The organism is Melioribacteraceae bacterium, from assembly GCA_035362835.1.
Classification (GTDB): Bacteria; Bacteroidota; Ignavibacteria; order Ignavibacteriales; family Melioribacteraceae; genus DSXH01.
In genome coordinates, this window is sequence record DAOSDY010000001.1 from 1,145,152 (window position 1) to 1,164,942 (window position 19,791).

A 19,791-nucleotide genomic window follows, 5' to 3' on the forward strand; every position below is an offset into this window, starting at 1 on the left:
CGTGTATGCAAAATGATCTTTATAAAAAAATAGAATCGGTTTTCCGAAATTCAAACTCACCGGATGAGCTGTTCGACAGTTTCAGCGATGCCATGAAACTGAAGATTGATGATCTGTCTCTCTACAGAATCTTTTTAGCCAATCCGGTCCTTTCAATCGACGAGATTAAAATGTTCTCCGGAAAACTTTTAAAAGAGATGCCGGACAACCGGTTTCAAATAAGTATGTGGGCTGCAAAGATTTTTGAAAACCGGCAGAGCGGATATGAATTTATTGATAATGCAATCCATCATTATAAAATTGCCGCAGAAGCCCGCCCTGACGCACACGAACCGCTGCTCGAAATGCTGCGGCTTTATAATGCAGAACTTGATCTTCCTTACAATAAAACAATTTTAGAATTGATAGACCGGTTTGTTCCAGCGGTAAATCTGAAAAGTAAAATTTATTTTTCCCTGTCTGATATCTTCAAAAAGAAAAACGAGCTTGAGACCGCTTCAAGATATCTGGCCCTGGCCAATATTTCGGCTGAGAGGGAGGGAAGGAAATAACATCCGCTGTTATTTTAATAATAGTAGCCGATTGTAAAATAAAAGAAAGTCGGTCCCCAGACGGCTTTGCTTTTAGGAAGCGCATCGGTTAGATAGAAACTTTTGCCGACAGAAAAGTCTGCCGGACCAATGGGCGTGTTAAAAGAAATTGTAGCGCCGATGCCGTGACGAAGGTCTTTATACCTGATCTGTTCCTGCTCGGCCCATGCAGATCCGAGATCGTAGCGAAGTTTAAGATAGGTTTCGAAAAAAATCTGAAACGGAAGCTTATGCATATATTCGAGGGAAGCTGTAAAGATCTGCCTGCCGCGGAATTCATTGTCCCTCAGTCCCATAAACATATTCTGTCCGCCAAATGAAAAATGCTGACTAAGCGGAATAGTCTTATCGGAAATGCCTATCATACCGTGAAAAATGAAAGCGTTCGGCGCATTCAATCCGAGTATACTCTTATAATCGAAAAGGAATTTTGAATAGCTGATATCGCCTCCAAGAGCCGTCTGCGCCGTTTCGTAATACGACTTAATCAGAAATCCGTCCGTAGGATATGGATACCTATCCTGAGAGTCGATCATAAGCGAAAACCGGAGACTCGCAATATCGAGTTTGTATGTGGGACCCGAATAATCATATTTCGATTTGATTTGATCCCGCTGGTATTTTGCTTCTGCGGAGACATGCCCGAACCGCCCGACCTGAGAACCGATGCTGAAGGAGCCTCCGTAAAATATCTGCCGGTATTCGCCGGTCCTGCTGCGCGAAAACCTGTTATGAGATTTCTGCGGATCATCGGCGTATACATTTACATCGTTAAAATCATAAAACGCACGGATCCGGTAAGTAAAGTAGGACTCAAACACTCTGTTGGCACGGTGTTCCAGGATGTAAGACCTGTTTCTCAAGCCGCCGGAAAGAACTGTTCCTAATTCGGTTCCTGTCCCGAGGAAATTTTCATCCCTTATATCGAATGAAACCTGAGTAGCGTTTTCGTTATCGATACGCATACCGAAACGGAGAATGTTAGAGGGTTTTTCATTAACAACAACGTTCAATTCGTTACCCTCATCAGAATTGCCGGCAACAAGTTCTATCTGTTCAAAAAGATTTGTGCTTCTCAAATTTGTAAGTCCTCTGCGGGCCTCGTCAAATCTTACATACTCGCCGGGTTTAACGGCAAATTCACGCGAGATTATTCTTTCCTGTGTTTTTGTATTTCCAACTACATTAAGTCTTGAGAGCTGTCCTTCATTAATTTTTATATGAAGGATTCCGGATTCCTCTTCGAATCCAATTTTTTCAATTCTTGCAAGAATATATCCGTTCTTTTTATACTCTTTCAGAATATCAAGCGCGGCATTGAGTGTTTTACGCGAATTATAGGGTTTGTTAATCAGGTGAAAAAGTTTTTCGGCAAGATTCTCCCGGTCGAAAATCGAAACCCCGGTTATTTCATAAAAGGAAACAACCGGATTTTTTTCAGCAACAAGATTCAGCAAAGCTGTATTGCCGCTTCGCTCAACAAGGACATATAAGTTTTTATAATCCCCGCGGCGGTGAATATTATAAAGCTGATAATAGATCTGTAAATTCGAAACCGAGTCGAGCTTTTCCGAGCCGTTAAAGAAATCTTCTGCAATCTCAACCGGAATATTAACAATCATTACGTTATAATATTTCTTATCGGCAATGCCAAGATTTTTTATGAACTGATTTTCAATTTCCTCTTTAATTGAACTGATCTGCCTGTCCGTGCTTTCATATCCGCGGTGTATAGAAGAATCGATTTGGGTAAAATCGGAATTTTTCAGGCTGCCAAGATCGGGTTGAATAATAAAATCGGCTTCTTCAAGCTGCTGCTCGTTGAGAATCTGCATCGGAATACTTACAAGCTGATCTGCAATTACCCACGGATAATTCAATTCGCTCTCTTCATAAAGAGGGCTAACGGCATTTCCCGCAATAACTAAATCCGCCCCGAGTTTTCGGGTCTCCTTCACCGGGATATTGGCAACAAGTCCGCCGTCAACCAGCGTAAGAGTATCCTTTTTAACCGGCGGAAGTAAAAGGGTAACGCTCGAGCTCGCCTGCATAGCGATTCCGAGAGGACCCTGATCGAAAACAAATTTTTTACCATAGACAAGATCTGTTGCAATCGCTCTGTACCTGTACAATAAATTATTATAATCATCCGCCTGTATTGGTGCGTTTAAGGAAAGAAGATTAAGAAAATTTGCACCGCGCTGACCCGAGCTTAACGACATCGGAATAATCGGCATGAAGCCGTCGATCCTGAAAGAAAGAATTGCCCGGTCCTCGGTTATCTTCTGATCAACAAACAATTCGTTTCTGTTCGTCTGTTCAACGGAGAATAAATTATTCCAGTTGGTGGTTTTAATTATTGAGTCGAGCTCGTTTAAAGAATATCCTGAAGAGTAGAGTCCGCCGACAATACTGCCCATACTGGTTCCAACAATTATATCAATCGGGATCCGTTCCTCTTCGAGTCTGCGCAGGATTCCAATCTGGGACAAAGCTCTTGCGCCGCCGCCGCTCAAAGCGAGTCCGATCTTTGGAAGATTAACCGGAACCTCTTCTGTCAGTTCAAACGGGAGATTCTTTGTTTCAAGTTTTAGTTTGAGCGTATCAATTTTCTGCGAAAGGATAATTGAGGATGTTAGAAGAAGTAATAACAATATTTGATTTGGTCGAAGCATTCTGTATAAAATAAAATTCCCCCGTCAACTTACTAAGAGAAAGTTGACAGGGGAAGATAAAATTATCTTTTCTTTTGTGCGGCTTTTTTCTGTGTCTGTGCCTGCTTTTCGGCGGCTTCCATCATTCTGGCCATAAATCCTTTCTTCTGTTTCGGATTTTCAACAGGAACAAGTTCGCCATCACCTTTTTTATGATTAACATAATACTGCTGCGCTATCGAAAGGAGGTTGAACATAAAGTAGTAAAGGTTCAGACCCGACGGAAAAGTCATAAAGAGCGCGGTAAACATAATGGGCATAAGATATACCAGAGCTTTTTGAGACGGATCCTTAATGCTCATTTTCTGCTGAAGGAACATTGTGATGCCAAGCAGGATTGCAAGACCGCTTACAACATCAATTCCGAACAAAGGAATTTTAAATGGCAGGCGGTAGATTACATCCGGAGCGGAAAGGTTATTGATCCAGAGCATAAAGGGCTGCTGACGAATATCAATTGCGACGTTGAACAAACTCCAGAGAGCAATCAGTATCGGCATTTGCAGAAGCATCGGAAGACATCCGCCCATCGGATTAATTCCGTAAGTAGAATAGAGCTTCATTGTTTCTTTCTGAACCTTCTGCGGATCGTCTTTAAACTTTTCCTTCAGCTCGGTTATCTTCGGTTGAAGAAGCTGCATCTTCTTCATCGATTTTAAACTCTGCTTTGTTAAAGGATGAAGTGCAATCTTAATTATTATAGAGAAAATTATTATTACGAGTCCGTAGTTCGGTATAAAACTGTGAAGGAACTGAAGCAGGGGAAGCAGAACATATTCCGAGATAGGTCGGATGACAAACGTAAGGCCGAAAAAGCTTCCGAAATCAACAACGGCTTCAAAATTTTTGCCGTAGGTTTTTAAAAGGTCGTAATCTATAGGGCCGATAAAAAGTCTGAATGAGTCTTTCTGAAGAGATTCGTTCTTAAACGGAATTTTAATGCTGGCGCTGTAGGTTTCGCGAACGCCAAGTTTTTCCTGAGATCCCGCGCCTTCAAAGTAAGCTCCGCCCTCATTGCTCGGCTGGTCCGGCGCTATGATAACTGCAAAATATTTATTTCTAACGGCCACCCAGTCAACTTTTCCATTTAAATCTTTTGTAACTTTTTCGCCGCCCGTACCCGCATCAACAATAACCTGTTCGTCGCCCGCAAACGCGCTGGTGTTGGAGAAGTTTGCTTCGTCAACAGAGTTTTTCTCGGTAAAATTAATTCCGTTGGACCACACAACATCATACCTAAAACTGCTTATTATGTCGTTCATGTTCTCCAGTTCTACATCAACCCTGGAAGCGTAATCGTTGGCATAAAAAACAAAGTTTTTTCTAATATATCTGTTATCGGGCGTTTTAAATTCATAGTTGGCAACTAGAGAATCTGTTCCGCTTAGTCTGTAATAATGCTGATTTACGTTCGAGTTGAAATCGAGCGCGGCGGTGTTAACAAGCTTTCCTTCTTTCGTAACAAAAATAATATTAAAGTCGCCCCCCTGACTGGGATTTACGAGTTGAACGTGTCTGTCGTAGAAGTTAGTCGAATCTTCAATATCGTACTTATACCAGGTTCCGTAATTTTTCAAATAATATTTTCTTATCCGGGCGCCTTTGGTAGTCATCTCAATTTTTACAAGGTCGGTTTCGATTGTAATTATCTTTTCCGCCCGGGTTTCAACTTCGCCGAAAGGAGCTGTTTCGGTTGCTTCGGTTTTGAGCGGTTCGACTTCCTTAACTGTTTTTTCCTTAACCGTATCTTTTTTAACAAGCGTTGAGTCTGTCTGTTTCGGCTGCTGGGGCGGGGGAGTGGGGGAGTTGATGTAGAGCCACACGACAAGAATAATACCGATTAGTATAAATGCGGAAGTTGTTCTTTTATCCATTCAGGTTCCTATAAGTTATTCAACCGGATCGTAACCCCCCTTATTAAAGGGATTACATCTTAAAATTCTCCACACTGATTTAATTCCCCCTTTTATAACACCGTATTTAGTAATTGACTGAGCCGCATATTCCGAACATGTTGGATAAAACCGGCACGAGGGGGGAAACATAGGCGAAATAGCCTTCTGATAAAATTTTATAAAGTAAATAAAAATTGAACGCATTTTAAAGTATCGATCTTATCTTAATCAAAAGTTCAACAACATCGTCCACAACATCTTTCAAATAAATCTTCTTGCTGTTTGTCCGGTTTATTGTGTTGGGAGAAAAAACAAGAAACAGTTTTATTTTTTTATTCTCACAATCCGACTTAATTTCATTTTTATTGAGTCGATAGGATTCGCGGAAGAGCCGTTTAATTCTATTTCTCCAGACAGCATTACCCGATTTTTTTGAGACAGCAAACGCGGTTTTAATTCCGATGGTATCGGGATTTCTATCAATAAAAAAGACTGCCTTCAATCTATTAGAAGAGGAGAATAAAACTTCTCCTCTTGAATAAACGAGTTCGAATTCCTTTTTATTTTTGATTCTTTCAAAAGCAGAAAGACCAAACTGTTTCAAATAACCCTCCTCGCCATTAATTGCGAGGTAAAAACAGACAACATTTTATAAAAGACTAAGAACTTAACAATCTATAATTTGTTTACTTCTCGTCGCTAACAGTCAGTTTTTTTCTACCTTTGGCTCTTCTGCCCGCAAGAACTTTACGACCGTTCTTGGTAGCCATTCTTTCACGGAATCCGTGTTTACTTTTTCTCTTCTTATTGCTTGGTTGAAATGTTCTCTTCATTATTTATCCTTTTTCATATGAAAGTGCGCAAAATTAATTAAAATATGGGTAAGAACCAATAATTGGGGCCGCAGGAAATGCCGGAAAATTTAGGAAAACAGGCGGTTTTAAAAGAGAAGGGCGGAAATCTCAGCGAACAACCCAGCCGAGTGCTGTTCACCAAAATAACCGCCGCCATCCAGAAAGCTTTTTTGAGGGGTTTAGCTTTCCAAAGAGAGTGCTTATTTGATCTAAAAGATTCAATCATTGTGCCGGAAAAATGTTTAGTATTTGACCTGTTTTGATGATTCTTTTTTGGCTCAACTGTTTCATTATGAATTGATTTATTGAAATGAGTCAATGATAATTTCATAAAAAGTCGCTAAAATAAATTTTTCGTCTATATACAACGGTTACAAAAAAAAGCCCCGGCATTTTTGCCGGGGCTCTACACACACCCTCACCTTTATTCTTTTACTTCATCAAGATCATTTTCTTGCTAATGTTAACATTGTTGCCAACCAGTTTGTAGATGTAGACACCAGAGGCGATTCTGCTGGCATCGAAGTTTACTTTGTGAATTCCTGAATTCATTTCGCCGTCGATTAGTGTTGCAACTTCCTGACCGAGAATGTTATACACTTTCAGATTGAACTTGCCGGATTCCGGAAGAGCAAACTGAATTGTTGTTGTCGGGTTGAACGGGTTAGGATAGTTCTGGCTTAATTCAACTGTTGTTGGTAGTGTTGAATCGTCGCCAACACTTGTTAATCCCTGACCTTTGGACATATAAATCTTTCCATCCTTGGTGCCGAGAATTACGTTTTCGGAATTATTATCTGCAAGTACTGCGCTTACACCGAAACCGCCCATTCCCATAGATGTCCATGTTGAGCCGTTGTCTTCGGATACAAACACACCGCTTGCCCACGATGCTACATATACTTTTCCGGAACCGTCAACTGCGATTGAGTATACGAACTGAACACCTAAATCGAGCTTCGACCATGATGAACCGCCGTCGAGCGAACGATAGAGGCCGTCGCCGTACGAAGAAGCAAACACTGCTGTTGATGTTGAGCCGAGAGCCCAGATAATATTGTTGCCAACAGTTACCTGAATCCAGTTAGCGCCGCCGTTAATTGATTTGAATACTCCGCCGCCTACTGTACCGCAGAATAATGTTGTGCCTTTAACAGTTAAGGACTGAATTGTTGTAAAGTATCCCAGACCGTTATTAACTGCAGTCCATGTAGATCCGTTATCAACCGATTTATATACTCCGAATCCCCATGTGCCGGCATATATTACTCCGCCGTTTACTGTAAGAGCGTGAACGTCCATACCGTTAAGAGATGTAAGTGTCCATGCGGAACCGTCATATTTATAAACACCCTGTTCGGTTGCTGCGAATATGAATCCTCCGCTTACCTGGAGCGACCAGATAAATCCAACCGACATATTGCTGTTGATAATTGTCCAGGTCTGGCCATTATCGGAAGACATATAGATCTTTCCGCCCCATGTTCCGGCGTATATCTTTCCGCCGCTGTAAACGAGCGAGTAGACAATTTCACTGTTTCCAAAACCGTTAACCTGTTCCCAATCGTTTCCATTACCGCCATCATTATTATTGCCTGTGCCGGTATTGCTGAACAGAACTGTTGCGCTTGATGTATTGTTGTTCTGAACAGGATCGATTGTAAGAACCGAATGTACGGAAGCTATATTGATTACTTCTTTTTCATAAGGAATATTTCCGATGAACGGAGCCAGATTCATCTGACCCATGCCTTCGAGAGATTTGCAGATCATCTGACCATTGATAACGCCTGCAGCAAAGTTGATATGCGCCTTTGGTGCAAGTAATGAACCGCGGATATCGATACCCTGAATTGTAATCGATGTTGCTTCAAAGAAGTTGTAGAGCACATTTCCGATTGCTGTGCCGTTTACTGTTAATCCGCCGGTCCAGGTAATTGTTGTTCCGTTTACATTTACAAGAACAACAGAACCGTTAGGAACCGATATGCTTACGTTGTTTGCACTGGAAAGGTCCGAACCGTTTACAGCAAATACGTTAAGGAAAGGATCTGTTCCGTTAAGTACCAATCCGCCCCACTGCATTGTAGTTGAACCGTTAGCTGTGTAACCGCTGAGCGTAGCAGAGAGATTTTCGAGGAAAGCTTTTGCGGCTACGAAATCAATCGGGTTGCCCTGCTCGATTGTACCTTCAACACTTACGGCCGGTATCGGCAGGTTGGTTGTATTTCCGTATACCACATTACCGTTATAGACAGCGCCGCTTGTATACTGGAGGTGTCCGCCAACTATTAATACGTCGCCGCTGTTATCAGGAAGCTGGTCGCCTACACTGTAATTTGCCAGAGTTGCGTTTCCGCCTATTGCAGCCTTGCCCTGTGTATCGGATGAAGGCTGATTAAGATCGTTCAGCACAAAGAGATTATAATCTTTTGCAATTCCGAGATCAAATGTTCCGTTGTTTACTTCGTCGCAATCAGCTTTAACATTTATTGTCAATGTTGCTGTTGAGCCGTTATTAAGGTCGCCGACATTCCAGAATCCTGTAAGATTATTGTAGGAGCCCTGTGATGTCGAGTGTGACTGATAAATTGCGCCGACCGGGAGAAGATCGCTGATTACGATGCCTTCTGATTTGTCCGGTCCGTTATTCTTTACGGTAATTGTATAGAAGAATGCTTCGTCGCACTGAACCGGGGTTTTGCTGGCTGTCTTTTTAACTTCAATATCCGCCTGTTTTGGCTGACATATAACATCGATTGTATGGCTATCGTCGTCGCGTACTGTAGAGGTGCCGAAGTTGTAACCGCTTAATTCCGGATGACCGATAACCCATGCATTATTAATTAACTGACCGCAATCGTTTTCGTCTGTAGTATATTCGTATGTGAAAGATTCGCTCTGACCCGGATACAGTTTTAGGTATTTGATCTTATGATCGCCCGAAGGCATAAGCATCGGATCATATACGTTGGCTCCACCAGAAAGGAGAACGTCGCCGCAATTTGTAACTGTAAAGGTATAAACAATCTTTTCTCCAACGTTAATGGAAGTTGGACCGCTCTTTTCTAAACCAACACATACCTTAAAGAAGCCGAAATCGATGGTTAAATTATCTGCACAGTTAACTGTAACTGTTGCAGTTTTGTTGTTGTCGCCATCGCTGTCTTTAGAATCGTTCGAACCTTTGTCCTTAAATGTTAAGAACCACTTTTCGCTCTGGGTTCCGGCAAGAACACCGCCGCCTGTAAAGTTGCTAGAAGCAATTCTTACCTTATATGTTCCATTCAGAACATTAGTAAATTCATAATAACCGTTAGCATCTGTTGTTGTTGTTTGAAGAACATTATTCTGTGAATCGAGTAATTCAACTTTAACTCCAGGTAAACCCGGTTCGTTAGCATCCTGAATTCCGTCTGTATCTTCATCATGCCATACAAAATCGCCAATTGTGTTTTTGCATTCTTCTTTAATTAACCCCGCATCCCACGTTAAATCATTTTCGCCGGGTGTTAAGGTCGTACAGATTGTTCTGCCTGTTGAAGCGTTAGCATCGGAGTCTTTTGTGTCGTCGCTGCCGGCATCTGCTGTTGTGAATGTATGGCCGGAAGGAAGAATGAATACAACATAGTAATCGCCCGGAACCAGATTATCGAATAGATAATTTCCGTTTGAATCTGTTGTAGTTGTAGAAATAAGATTATCGTTGCAGTCGTAGAGTTTTACTGTAACTCCGGAAATACCGGGTTCGCCTGCATCCTGAATTCCGTCTTTATCCAGATCTTCCCAAACCTTATCGCCAAGGGATGCTTTAGTTTCATAATAACAATCTAAAAATCCTTTGTTTGCGCCTTCGTTGAAGTTCTCATTAATTGCGGTTGCGGCATCGTTTACTTCGCTATATGTAAATCCATTAAGATTGCCGCCGCCCAGAACCTGTTCTGCAAAAGCGAGAAATTGTGTAACCGTATAACCGGTGAACGGGCCGCTTACAATCTGCAGATTTCCAAGAGGTGTTGTGTTGCTGCCAATATAACCGGCCGCATCATAGCTGACATTTAATTTGAGTGCAACAATCTGGCCGGCTAAAACGCCTGCGCTTGTTGAAAGTGGATCGGTATAATTTTGCGTTAACTTGCCCGCCGTACCGCCCTGCGGCAGAAAATCCTCTACTGCCTGAGCTGATGTTAATGTAATTTTATATGTAGAACCTACTACAAGTCCTGAAGGAAATACATTATCGAAATACATATCGCGGATCTTTCCGGGACCGCTGTTTGAAGGACTTCCCCAGCCGCCCTGAGTATAAGTTGCATATCCGCTAAGATCGCATTCTTCGGGAACATACCATTCAACTTTGCCTGTAACTTCTTTGGTATCAAAGCCCGGAGTAGCAAGAACTAATTTCTGTTTAAGAGAAGGACTTGATTTGTGAACGTATCTTGTTCCCTGAGGAATTACAACGTCTGCTTTTGCTTTGATAGTTGCTGTCCCGATTCCTGAATATGATAATGTTACCGGTCCGCCTTTTCCATCAGCGTCTGTTACAACCGAAGAAGCGCTTAAAGAACCGAGTGTGGTTGTTAACTGAATGGTTACGTTAGAAACCGGATTTCCGTCAATATCAAACGCAAAAACAAAAAACTGTGCCGGCATTCCCTGTACGTAAGATGCAGCCGGAGGAACTATTAAAAGTGTTTCAACAGGTTTTACATTGTTATGATTTGCTGTTGCGTCATTGATAATTGCTATAGCCCTTGCTCTTACATCCGTATCGTTGCTGATAGTTGCCGGATCCGCGCCGTCGCTGAAATGCCAGATTGCAAACTGAATTGCAGCGGCTTCCTTTGAATTATCAATCTGTCCCGGATAACCGTTTTTGTAAGGATAATAATTGTTTAGTATATAGGTAATTTCCGAGGGGGTTGATCCTTCGTCCCAGTAATCTTCGTTATAAACAAGATTATGGCCGAGATCGATGCAATAAAAATATTTTGTCTCTCCGTTAAGAGTTCCTTTGAATGTGCCGGAAAAATATGTTGCCGTGTTATTCATCGGAGGGTTGAAGAAGGTAATATTCTTTCCGACTGAAGTTGAAGAGATCTTTGCAATGCTGGTATAATCCGTTATGCTCTTTACTCCGTTTTTACCCTGGGCAAAAGCAGAGGAAGAAAAACTAAAAATGAGTGAAAGAATTAAAATCACTCTTAAAAACAGTTTCGGCTGACCTACCATTGTTGCTCCTTTCGTTGTGTTGATTTTTAATGAAGATATAAAGGCAAGCTGAATGCCAGAAAAAACTGCGTTTTTTGTCGAAAACGAGAGGTTTTGTGGGGAAAAAATTACACTAATGTTTCAAAATGATAATTTAGGGATTATTGAGTCATCGTTTTTTCGGGATTTTTAATGTGATTATTATTACAAACAGCCGGAAAAGGGAGCTTAAATTAGGCGCCGATGGTTGGTAATCGAATAAAAATAAAACAATGTGAAAATGAGACGTAAAACAAAGAATTCTATTGATTTATTTTTTCAACAATTACTGAGTATTTATCTCAAATTGAATCGCAAACAGGGTAAATCCGAACTGATAAAACCGTATGATCAAAAAAATATTGGCGTAAACCAAAACATTTGAAAAAATTGGCTTTGTTGGAAGAGAAAATAAAGGGCGGCTTACCGCCGCCCTTAAATAAATCTGAGGCAGGTTATTTAACAAGAAGCATTTTCTTGATTATGTTTACGCGGTTTCCGTTTAACTGATAAAAATAGATTCCCGAAGAGAGCCGGCTGGCATCGAAAACAACCTTGTGGTAACCTGCCGAGAATTCTCTGTCGGCAAGAACCCCAACCGTCTGTCCTAGGACGTTAAATACTTTAACAATATAATTTCCGCTTTCGGGAAGTCCGAATTCAATAACTGTTGTTGGATTAAATGGATTCGGATAGTTCTGCATCAGAGAAAATTCGGAAGGCAGTTCTTTCCTGTTGTTGTCTAACGAAGTAAGCTCTCCTGATTTAGCATAGATCTTTCCGTCCTTGGTTCCTACAAATACCTGGTCCATACTAGGATTAATGAGAATAGAGCTGACTCCAAAACCTCCCATTCCAAGCGAAGTCCAAGTATCGCCATAATCAGAAGAAGCAAAAACGCCGCTTGTCCAGGAGCTTACATATATCTTGTCGTTTAAATCGATCTGTATTGAATAAATAAATGGCGCATTTAATCCGTTGGTAAGTTTTGACCAGCTTAATCCGTTGTCTTCGGATCTGTATAATCCATCGCCATAAGTTCCGGCAAAGAGATAATCGTTCGACGCAACCGCAAGTGACCAGACTAAAGCACTTCCAACATTCATGTCGGTCCAGGAATCTGCATTATTAACTGATTTGAAAATTCCGTTTCCGAATGTTGCCGCGAAGAGTTGTGATACTGAATTTTCGGCAAGTGCATTAACGGTAGGAATTGTTAAGCCGCTGCTGCAGGAAGTCCATGTTAGACCGTTGTCCGCGGATTTGAATACTCCAAATCCCCAGGTTCCGGCATAGACCACTCCCGCATTGTCGATTATAACTGACCGGACATCTTTAAACTGCAAACCGATTAAGCTCCAGGTTGATCCGTTGTCGGTCGATCTGAAAATTCCCTGTTCGGTACCGGCAAAAATATCCCCGCTCGAATTAACAGCAATTGACCAGATCAAACCAACATACATATCGTTGTTAATGCGGCTGAATGATTGCCCGTTATTGGAGGAACGATAGATTTTTCCGCCCCAAGTACCCGCAAGAATATTTCCTCCGTTATCGTATGCTAGCGAATAAACTATTTCGCCGTTTGCAAACTGACCAACATAATGCCAGTCGTCTCCCGGAGTCGTAGAAATATTGACATGAATTGTGATAGATGCATAGTCGTCTTCGCCCGGATCGCCATTGCCGGGTGTTGAATCGCGGTCATCCTGATCGGCGTCGGTTATTTCCACGATGTTTGTAATATCGGGCGGAAGCGGAATATTACCGCTGAAGAGAGCGAGATTAAACTGACCCTGACCAAAAAGATTCTTACAGATCATCTGTCCGTTCTGAACACCGCTTGAAAAATTGACGGTGGCTAACGGAGCCAGAATAGAGCCGCGCACATCAATTCCCTGAATTGTAAGTGATGTGGCCTGATGGAAATTATAAAGAACATTTGTTACTGCCGTTCCGTTAACGGTCAAACCGCCCATCCACGAAACAGAAGTCCCGTCGATGTTAACTAGAACAACAGATCCGTTAGGAACATTAATGGTTACATTGTTGGAGGAAGAAAGATCCGAACCGGATATGCTGAATATGTTCAGGAAAGGATCGGTCCCTGTCAAAGTTATTCCGCCCCACTGAATTGTGTTTGTTCCATTTACTGTATATAAAGAAAGCTGCGACGAAAGATTATTTAGAAATGTTCCTGCGGCGGCGAAATCGATCGGGTAATCCTGGCGCAATGTTCCGTGCAAAATACTTACAGCGCTGATTGGAAGATTAGTTGTATTCCCATAAACCACATTTCCGCCATATATACCGCCGCTCATGTAAGTAAGATTTCTCCCTGCAATAAGAACATCAACCGCACCGTTGGAATTAGGAAGCTGATCGCCCACGCTGTAGTTTGCAAAGTAAGCATCTCTTCCGACAGCTACTTTGCCCTGAGTGTCTGATGACGGTTGATTCAAATCCTCCAGAACAAACAGGTTGAATCCCGAAGCCGGTCCGAAATCAAACGCAGAGGTAAAAATGTTTACTTCAACTGTTATCGACAATTCGGCTGAGCTTCCGACTGTAATAAATCCGATATCCCAAATGCCGGCGAGAGGATCGTATGTTCCATTAATAGTGGAGTGAGAGATATATTCAAATCCATTAGGAAGAATATCCGCTACCCGCGCCCAGGCTGAATTTCCGGGCCCGTCATTTGAAACCGTGATTGTAAATGTGATTTGATCACCGTTATCCGGATTTATATTATCAACAGTTTTTGTAATGCTGAGGTCCGCGTAGCAGTTATATAATTCCTCCGGACCGACAAAGGTGCCCGGTTCGGGTTCGGCATATTTCCTTACCCGCGCCCAATCGACATTAACACAGGATCCTCCGAGAATAAAGAACCACGGCGACAACGGATCGGTGGTTATACGTGCCGGGCGATCGACAGTGTTTGTTATTGTTGTAATGGGGAAATTATCAAGCTGAAAACGTGTTGTCGAATTATTCACTCGCATTACTTTATGAACAAGATAATTGTTAAAGTCGAGCGGTGTTGTTGTAGATACATAGTCCCCGGGTGATTCAACGTGATCGGCATTATCGGCATCAACAACAAAGTTAGATCCGTTTATCACTCTGAGATCCATTATTCTCTGATTCTTAAATCCGAAAGGAGGTCCGCCCCAATTGCCGCCGGACTCCTGTCTTCCGAATCCAATTTCACCGGCAAATCCCGACGCGCTGTGTTTTGCTTTTATTTCAAGAGTATGACCGATTCCGAAAGATTTATCGGCCGTGACCTGTGTAAGGAAGCCGCCGGAATTACAAATTTGCATTTCACCTCCGGCAACAACAACGGATCCGCTGTAACCCGGATCTACTCCGTGCCATTTGGTCGGATCGTATGAGTTTCCATCAAATCCGTCATAAAAATTAAAGACTGCGTCCGGGCCATAGAGCGATAATCCCGGAATGAATCCGGTTGCCGGCTGAGTAGCGATCATAAAAGGACCGGGGCTGCTCGAACTGCTTCCAAGATATGAAAAATAATATGTGTCGTTGAATGTGGATATAGCGCCTCTGAAAGGACTGTTGCCGTCATTTGTGTAAACGTAGTGTGTAGATTTGTTAACTGTTTCCCAATCGGAGGTTGTAAGATACATTGTATTCCAACCCCACGTGGTCGGCGATGCTGCATAGAAAATATAATACGTATCGCCGAACTTGACCGGATGTGCGTCTGCGATAGTGCCGGCATCAAGAGAACCCGGAGGACCGAATGCAATAAAAGGATCAGCTCCGCCATGCCATTTTACATAGGGCCCCTGTATGTTATCCGCAACGGCATAACTGCACTGTTCAATGTAGAGAAGATTTGGATCGCCTGGATTATCATAATTCCCTTTATCTCCCATAAACAACATTACCCATTTTCCATCGTCGCGTTTAAAGACATACGGTTCAGAAACTCTTGCCCAATCCCATGCGTGTGAATCGCCTTCCATTTCCGAGGACATCAAAGCATTTGGATCTACTTCAACATACGGTCCGGTAATAGAGAGTGATCTTGCAACGCCTATTGCCGCGTAAGAATCGGGAGTCCAGCTCCACGCGCCGTGAACTCCGCATCCGCTTGTGGATTCGAAAACAACATCGCGAAAATAATTGCTGTTGTTAAACGACGTGGCCGGAAAACCGCCGGGGCTTTCGGAATAAAGACCATTGTTGCCGTCGGCAATTCCGGTTAGAGATCCGTTTACTACCGGGGAATCGAAAACATAATTTGTTGCACCATAAGCGGTGTTTGAATTAACAGAAACAATGTATGTTGTGTTCTCCATAATATATAATGGAACCGATAATGCTGCTTCCTGCCATCCGCTTGCAGTTTCGGAGACAAAGTTTACAGTTGCCAGCAGGGTTCCGCCTGAAGACCAGATTTTACCTGTATGAGATCCTGTTTCTCCCGCGGTTTTATAATATTTTATTTTAGTAATTCTTCCGGATTGTGACGATTTGAATTTCATCCCAAGTTCATACGGTCCGTCGTTGAATTCAGCGTCAGGAATTTGAGTTGTGATAACGCTTGTGGGGGTGCCATAACCTCCGTGCGGATCGCCTCCAACAATCCAGTGATAAAATAAATACCAGTATCCGTCGTCACCCTTTTCAACATGAGGACAATCGAGATAAGGATTTAAAAGATTTCCGGGATTAGTATTCATCCGGGGATCGCCGGCAAACATTGGTGTGGAATTACGAATTGAAAAATCGATTGTAACATCACCGGACCAGTTCCACCCTGTATTATTTGCGGGGTTGCCTGTGTTATTATATGCAAATCCAAGCTGCCCGTTACAAGCTGAACGATCCGTGAATAATTGCCAGTATGTGCTTCCGTCTTTCACCATGTTCTCGGCAAGCAAAGAGCCGGGACTTCCGTTAATTACAAGTCCGGGGACGTTTGTCCATGGTCCTGTCGGAGGAAGATTTGTTGTTGATGGCGGAAGAGGGGAAGGGAATTCGGCTGATGGATTATCGTAGTAGAGATAGATTGTAGTACCGCCTGCGGGAATATTCGGGACCTTGACCCAAATAGTTGCCGAAGAGCCCGACGGATTCCATTCTTCAATCCAGTATGGGATCAGTGTTTGGGAATCGCTGCTTGTAAAACGGAGATCGCTTCCATCCGGTTTACATCTTGAAAAGTCGAACGATGATGATAATGTTACTTTAACCTGATAATCCGTTAACGTGCTGCCGGATCCATTATCAACCATTATCGCTCTTCTAAAACCCCACTCCTGACTGTTCCAGCTGAATTGAGCAGTTGAATGTGTTGTTAAAAAAAGTAGTCCGAGAAAAGTCCAGAAAAATGGAATTTTCCAACGGGGATTTCTTTTCATATTTAAAGCCCTCCTTAAAGTTGCTCTTTTACCCAACGGGTTAAAGGTCAATAAAAATGCCACGGGGAAAGGTTGCTTTAACTTTGATTTTGAGTGAGTTTTAAAGAGTAGACTATTCAATTTTGTTTCAAAAAGATTTTTGCATCCTGATTTGAGTCAATTCGTTGTTACAGAATTACATTTAAAAACAGTTTGGGGTCCGTCGTTGAAGGTCTATTAAAGAGATATTTAAAACAATCCGTTTATCACTTAGCCGTAATAAAAAACGAAACGGCTATAATTCTACATACCCGCGAATCTGAAATCTCAAAAAGAATCAGAAAATTTCTTTACCCGGCAGGGTAATTTTTTACAACCAAATCATATAGTGCCAAGTCTAAATTTCTGTCGATCAACAAATATTAAAGAAACCGGGGGATAAAAATGAAACTACATCGACTTCTATTATTACTATTAATGCCGATTCTTTCATACGCCAACGGCGCAACAAACAGCGAAAAAAAAGTTGTGCTCGCATATAAGCTGAATAATACAAATATAAATCTGGACGGTAAGCTTACTGAACCAATCTGGCAGAAAGACCCGATTCAAGAATTTGTTCAGAGGGATCCTAACGAGGGAATTCCTTCTTCCGAAAATACCAGGGTCTGGATCGCATTCGACGAGTCGAACCTATATATCGCGGCAAGATTAATGGATAGCCGGCCCGATCAAATCGATGCAAGCCTTGCGCGCCGCGACGCTTACATTCAATCCGACTGGTTCTACTTTTATGTAGATCCTTACAACGATAAAAAAAGCGGATATTATTTCGGCATTAACGCCGGCGGGACAATGGCAGACGGAGTCCTGTTCAACGATAGCTGGGATGATAATTCGTGGGACGGTATCTGGCATGCAAAAACAGAACGGGATGATGAGGGGTGGACGGTTGAAATCCAGATCCCTTTTTCACAGCTCCGGTTCAACGAAGCCGATCAGATGAAATGGGGAGTAAACTTCTCCCGCCAGATTAAACGGGTAAATGAACGATCCTACTTTGTGATGGTTCCAAAAAATGAAAGCGGATTCGTTTCAAAATTCGCAACACTTGAAGGACTAGACGGAATTAAGCCGAAGCAAAGACTGGAAGCGCGTCCTTATATTGTTCAGAAAGCTCAATATCTGCTGCACGATTCAAACGATCCTTTCTATAAAGGGAATCAATATAAAACTACTCTGGGCGCGGACTTTAAAATCGGAATCGGAAGTAATTTAAATCTGGACGCAACAATCAATCCTGATTTCGGACAGGTGGAAGTTGATCCGGCGGTGTTGAATCTCTCGGCATTTGAATCATACTTTCAGGAAAGGCGGCCCTTCTTTATAGAGGGTTTCGATCTCTTCTGGTTTGGAGTTGGCGGCGTAAATAATAACTGGGGATTCAATTTCGGATGGCCGGAATTATTCTATTCTAGACGAATCGGACGTTCGCCGCGGGGCTCTACTTCGGATGCTTCTTTCATTAATTATCCTACAGAGACCAGAATTCTCGGCGCCGCAAAACTGACCGGGAAACTTAATGAATCAACTTCGATTGCCGCATTAAGCGCGGTAACGGAAAGAACATACGCAACTCTTTATAATAACGGAATACAAAGAAATGAAGAGGTTGAACCGTTCGCTCATTACGGTGCTCTGCGCGGAAGGAAAGATTTCAACAACGGTAATCATGCGCTTGGATTTATTTTTACAACCGTTAACAGGGATCTCGGAAACAGCCCTATGAAAAACTCCCTTGCTCAGAACGCTTATACATTGGGTATCGACGGATGGGCAACGCTTGACGAGAATAAAGAATACGTGCTTGCCGGTGCGATTGTCGGTACTTATACGGCTGGAACAAAAGAGTATATTCAGCAACTTCAGAAGAGTTCGCTAAGATATTTTCAGAGACCCGACGCAACATATGCTGCTTACGATCCCGAAAGAACTTCTCTCTCCGGTTCCTATGGAAGAATTATGCTGAACAAACAAAAAGGTAACTTTTATATAAACACCGCTCTGGGATTTGCGTCGCCCGGATTAGAGCACAACGATATGGGATTTCAATTTGCTGCTGATAGAATAAACGGCCATATGGTTCTGGGCTACCGCTGGTTTGAACCGGAAGGAATTTTCAGGTCTAAAAATATCTATGTATCTCATGCCCGCACATATGATTTTGAAGGAAATGTAACAAGTAATTTTCTCTGGTTCCGCGCAGGGGGCACATTTACAAATTATTACGGTTTCACAATTGGAGGAAATTACAGTTTTGAAACATATACGAGGAATTTAACCCGCGGCGGCCCTCTCGCGGTTACTCCATCCGAATGGAATCTCTGGTTGTTTGCAAACAGCGACAGCCGGGAGAAACTGGTTGTCAGCGGAAACGCAATGTACGCAAAGGATGCGGTCGGAGGAGTTTATATTGATAGCTACCTGGGAATCGAATGGAGGCCGAGCACACAAATCAATTTCAGTTTTGGTCCCGCTTATTCGAACAACCTGGAACACCGTCAATGGGTGGGAAGTTTTGAAGACCAGTATGCAACAGAAACATATAAAAACAGATATGTATTCGGCAGAATAAAACAGAATACTATCTCGGCCAATATCAGGCTGAACTGGACTTTCTCTCCAACACTCAGTTTGCAATTATTTATGCAGCCGTTTATAGCTGTCGGAAGTTATAATGAATTTAAGGAGTTGGCGGCACCCCGCAGCAACAGATTTAATAAATATGGAGAGAGCGGTTCAACAATTAATTACGACAATAACAGCGGAGAATATACGGTTGATCCAGACGGAAACGGTGCGGCGAATCCGTTCGTATTCTCTAATCCGGATTTCAATTATAAATCGTTACGCGGCACGGCAGTATTAAGGTGGGAGGTGCTGCCCGGATCAATTTTCTACTTTGTCTGGTCACATAATCAGACGAATTATGATAACGCCGGTGATTTCAGCTTTGGAAGGGATTTTAAAAGATTGTGGAATAGTGAAGGGGACGATATACTTATGGTCAAATTCTCCTACTGGCTTGATATCTAAAACTCTTTCGT

Annotated in this window: 10 protein-coding genes; 3 read left to right on the forward strand and 7 right to left on the reverse strand. The window is 42.4% G+C overall.

Features of this window, described 5'->3' with window-relative positions; genetic code table 11:
• Positions 1 to 5: 5 nt before the first annotated feature.
• A complete protein-coding gene (locus PLZ15_04855; GenBank protein HOI29071.1) occupies positions 6 to 551 on the forward strand; it encodes a hypothetical protein in 546 nt (181 codons plus the stop codon).
• A gap of 14 nt (positions 552 to 565) precedes the next feature.
• Here the strand turns inward: PLZ15_04855 and PLZ15_04860 are convergent, their stop codons facing one another.
• From PLZ15_04860 to rpmH, 5 genes are all read right to left on the reverse strand, one after another.
• Positions 566 to 3,244, reverse strand: coding sequence for a BamA/TamA family outer membrane protein (locus PLZ15_04860; GenBank protein HOI29072.1), 2,679 nt, complete (start codon positions 3,242 to 3,244; stop codon positions 566 to 568).
• 83 nt (positions 3,245 to 3,327) lie between these two features.
• Entirely contained in the window at positions 3,328 to 5,178 is a 1,851-nt protein-coding gene (gene yidC / locus PLZ15_04865; protein ID HOI29073.1) for a membrane protein insertase YidC, read from the reverse strand.
• Between the two features lie 15 nt (positions 5,179 to 5,193).
• Complete coding sequence (yidD, locus tag PLZ15_04870; protein ID HOI29074.1) at positions 5,194 to 5,349, reverse strand: membrane protein insertion efficiency factor YidD; 156 nt, start codon at positions 5,347 to 5,349, stop codon at positions 5,194 to 5,196.
• Between the two features lie 55 nt (positions 5,350 to 5,404).
• Positions 5,405 to 5,803: a ribonuclease P protein component gene (gene rnpA, locus PLZ15_04875; GenBank protein HOI29075.1), complete on the reverse strand. Its 399-nt coding sequence runs from the start codon at positions 5,801 to 5,803 to the stop codon at positions 5,405 to 5,407.
• Between the two features lie 82 nt (positions 5,804 to 5,885).
• The gene (gene rpmH / locus PLZ15_04880; protein HOI29076.1) at positions 5,886 to 6,032 is read right to left on the reverse strand and encodes a 50S ribosomal protein L34; all 147 of its coding nucleotides are present in this window, start codon (positions 6,030 to 6,032) and stop codon (positions 5,886 to 5,888) included.
• Between the two features lie 77 nt (positions 6,033 to 6,109).
• On the opposite strand from rpmH, the gene PLZ15_04885 reads away from it, so the two are divergent.
• Positions 6,110 to 6,316 (forward strand): hypothetical protein, encoded by a 207-nt coding sequence (locus PLZ15_04885; GenBank protein HOI29077.1) that lies wholly within the window; start codon positions 6,110 to 6,112, stop codon positions 6,314 to 6,316.
• Between the two features lie 169 nt (positions 6,317 to 6,485).
• Here the strand turns inward: PLZ15_04885 and PLZ15_04890 are convergent, their stop codons facing one another.
• On the reverse strand, positions 6,486 to 11,288 hold the full coding sequence (locus tag PLZ15_04890) for an SdrD B-like domain-containing protein (GenBank protein ID HOI29078.1): 4,803 nt from the start codon (positions 11,286 to 11,288) through the stop codon (positions 6,486 to 6,488).
• Positions 11,289 to 11,761: 473 nt separating this feature from the next.
• Positions 11,762 to 16,705 carry a DUF2341 domain-containing protein gene (locus tag PLZ15_04895; protein HOI29079.1) on the reverse strand — a complete coding sequence of 1,648 codons (4,944 nt, stop codon included), beginning with the start codon at positions 16,703 to 16,705 and terminating at the stop codon, positions 11,762 to 11,764.
• A gap of 423 nt (positions 16,706 to 17,128) precedes the next feature.
• Between PLZ15_04895 and PLZ15_04900 the strand changes: the two genes are divergently transcribed.
• Positions 17,129 to 19,780: a DUF5916 domain-containing protein gene (locus PLZ15_04900; GenBank protein HOI29080.1), complete on the forward strand. Its 2,652-nt coding sequence runs from the start codon at positions 17,129 to 17,131 to the stop codon at positions 19,778 to 19,780.
• Positions 19,781 to 19,791 lie beyond the last annotated feature (11 nt).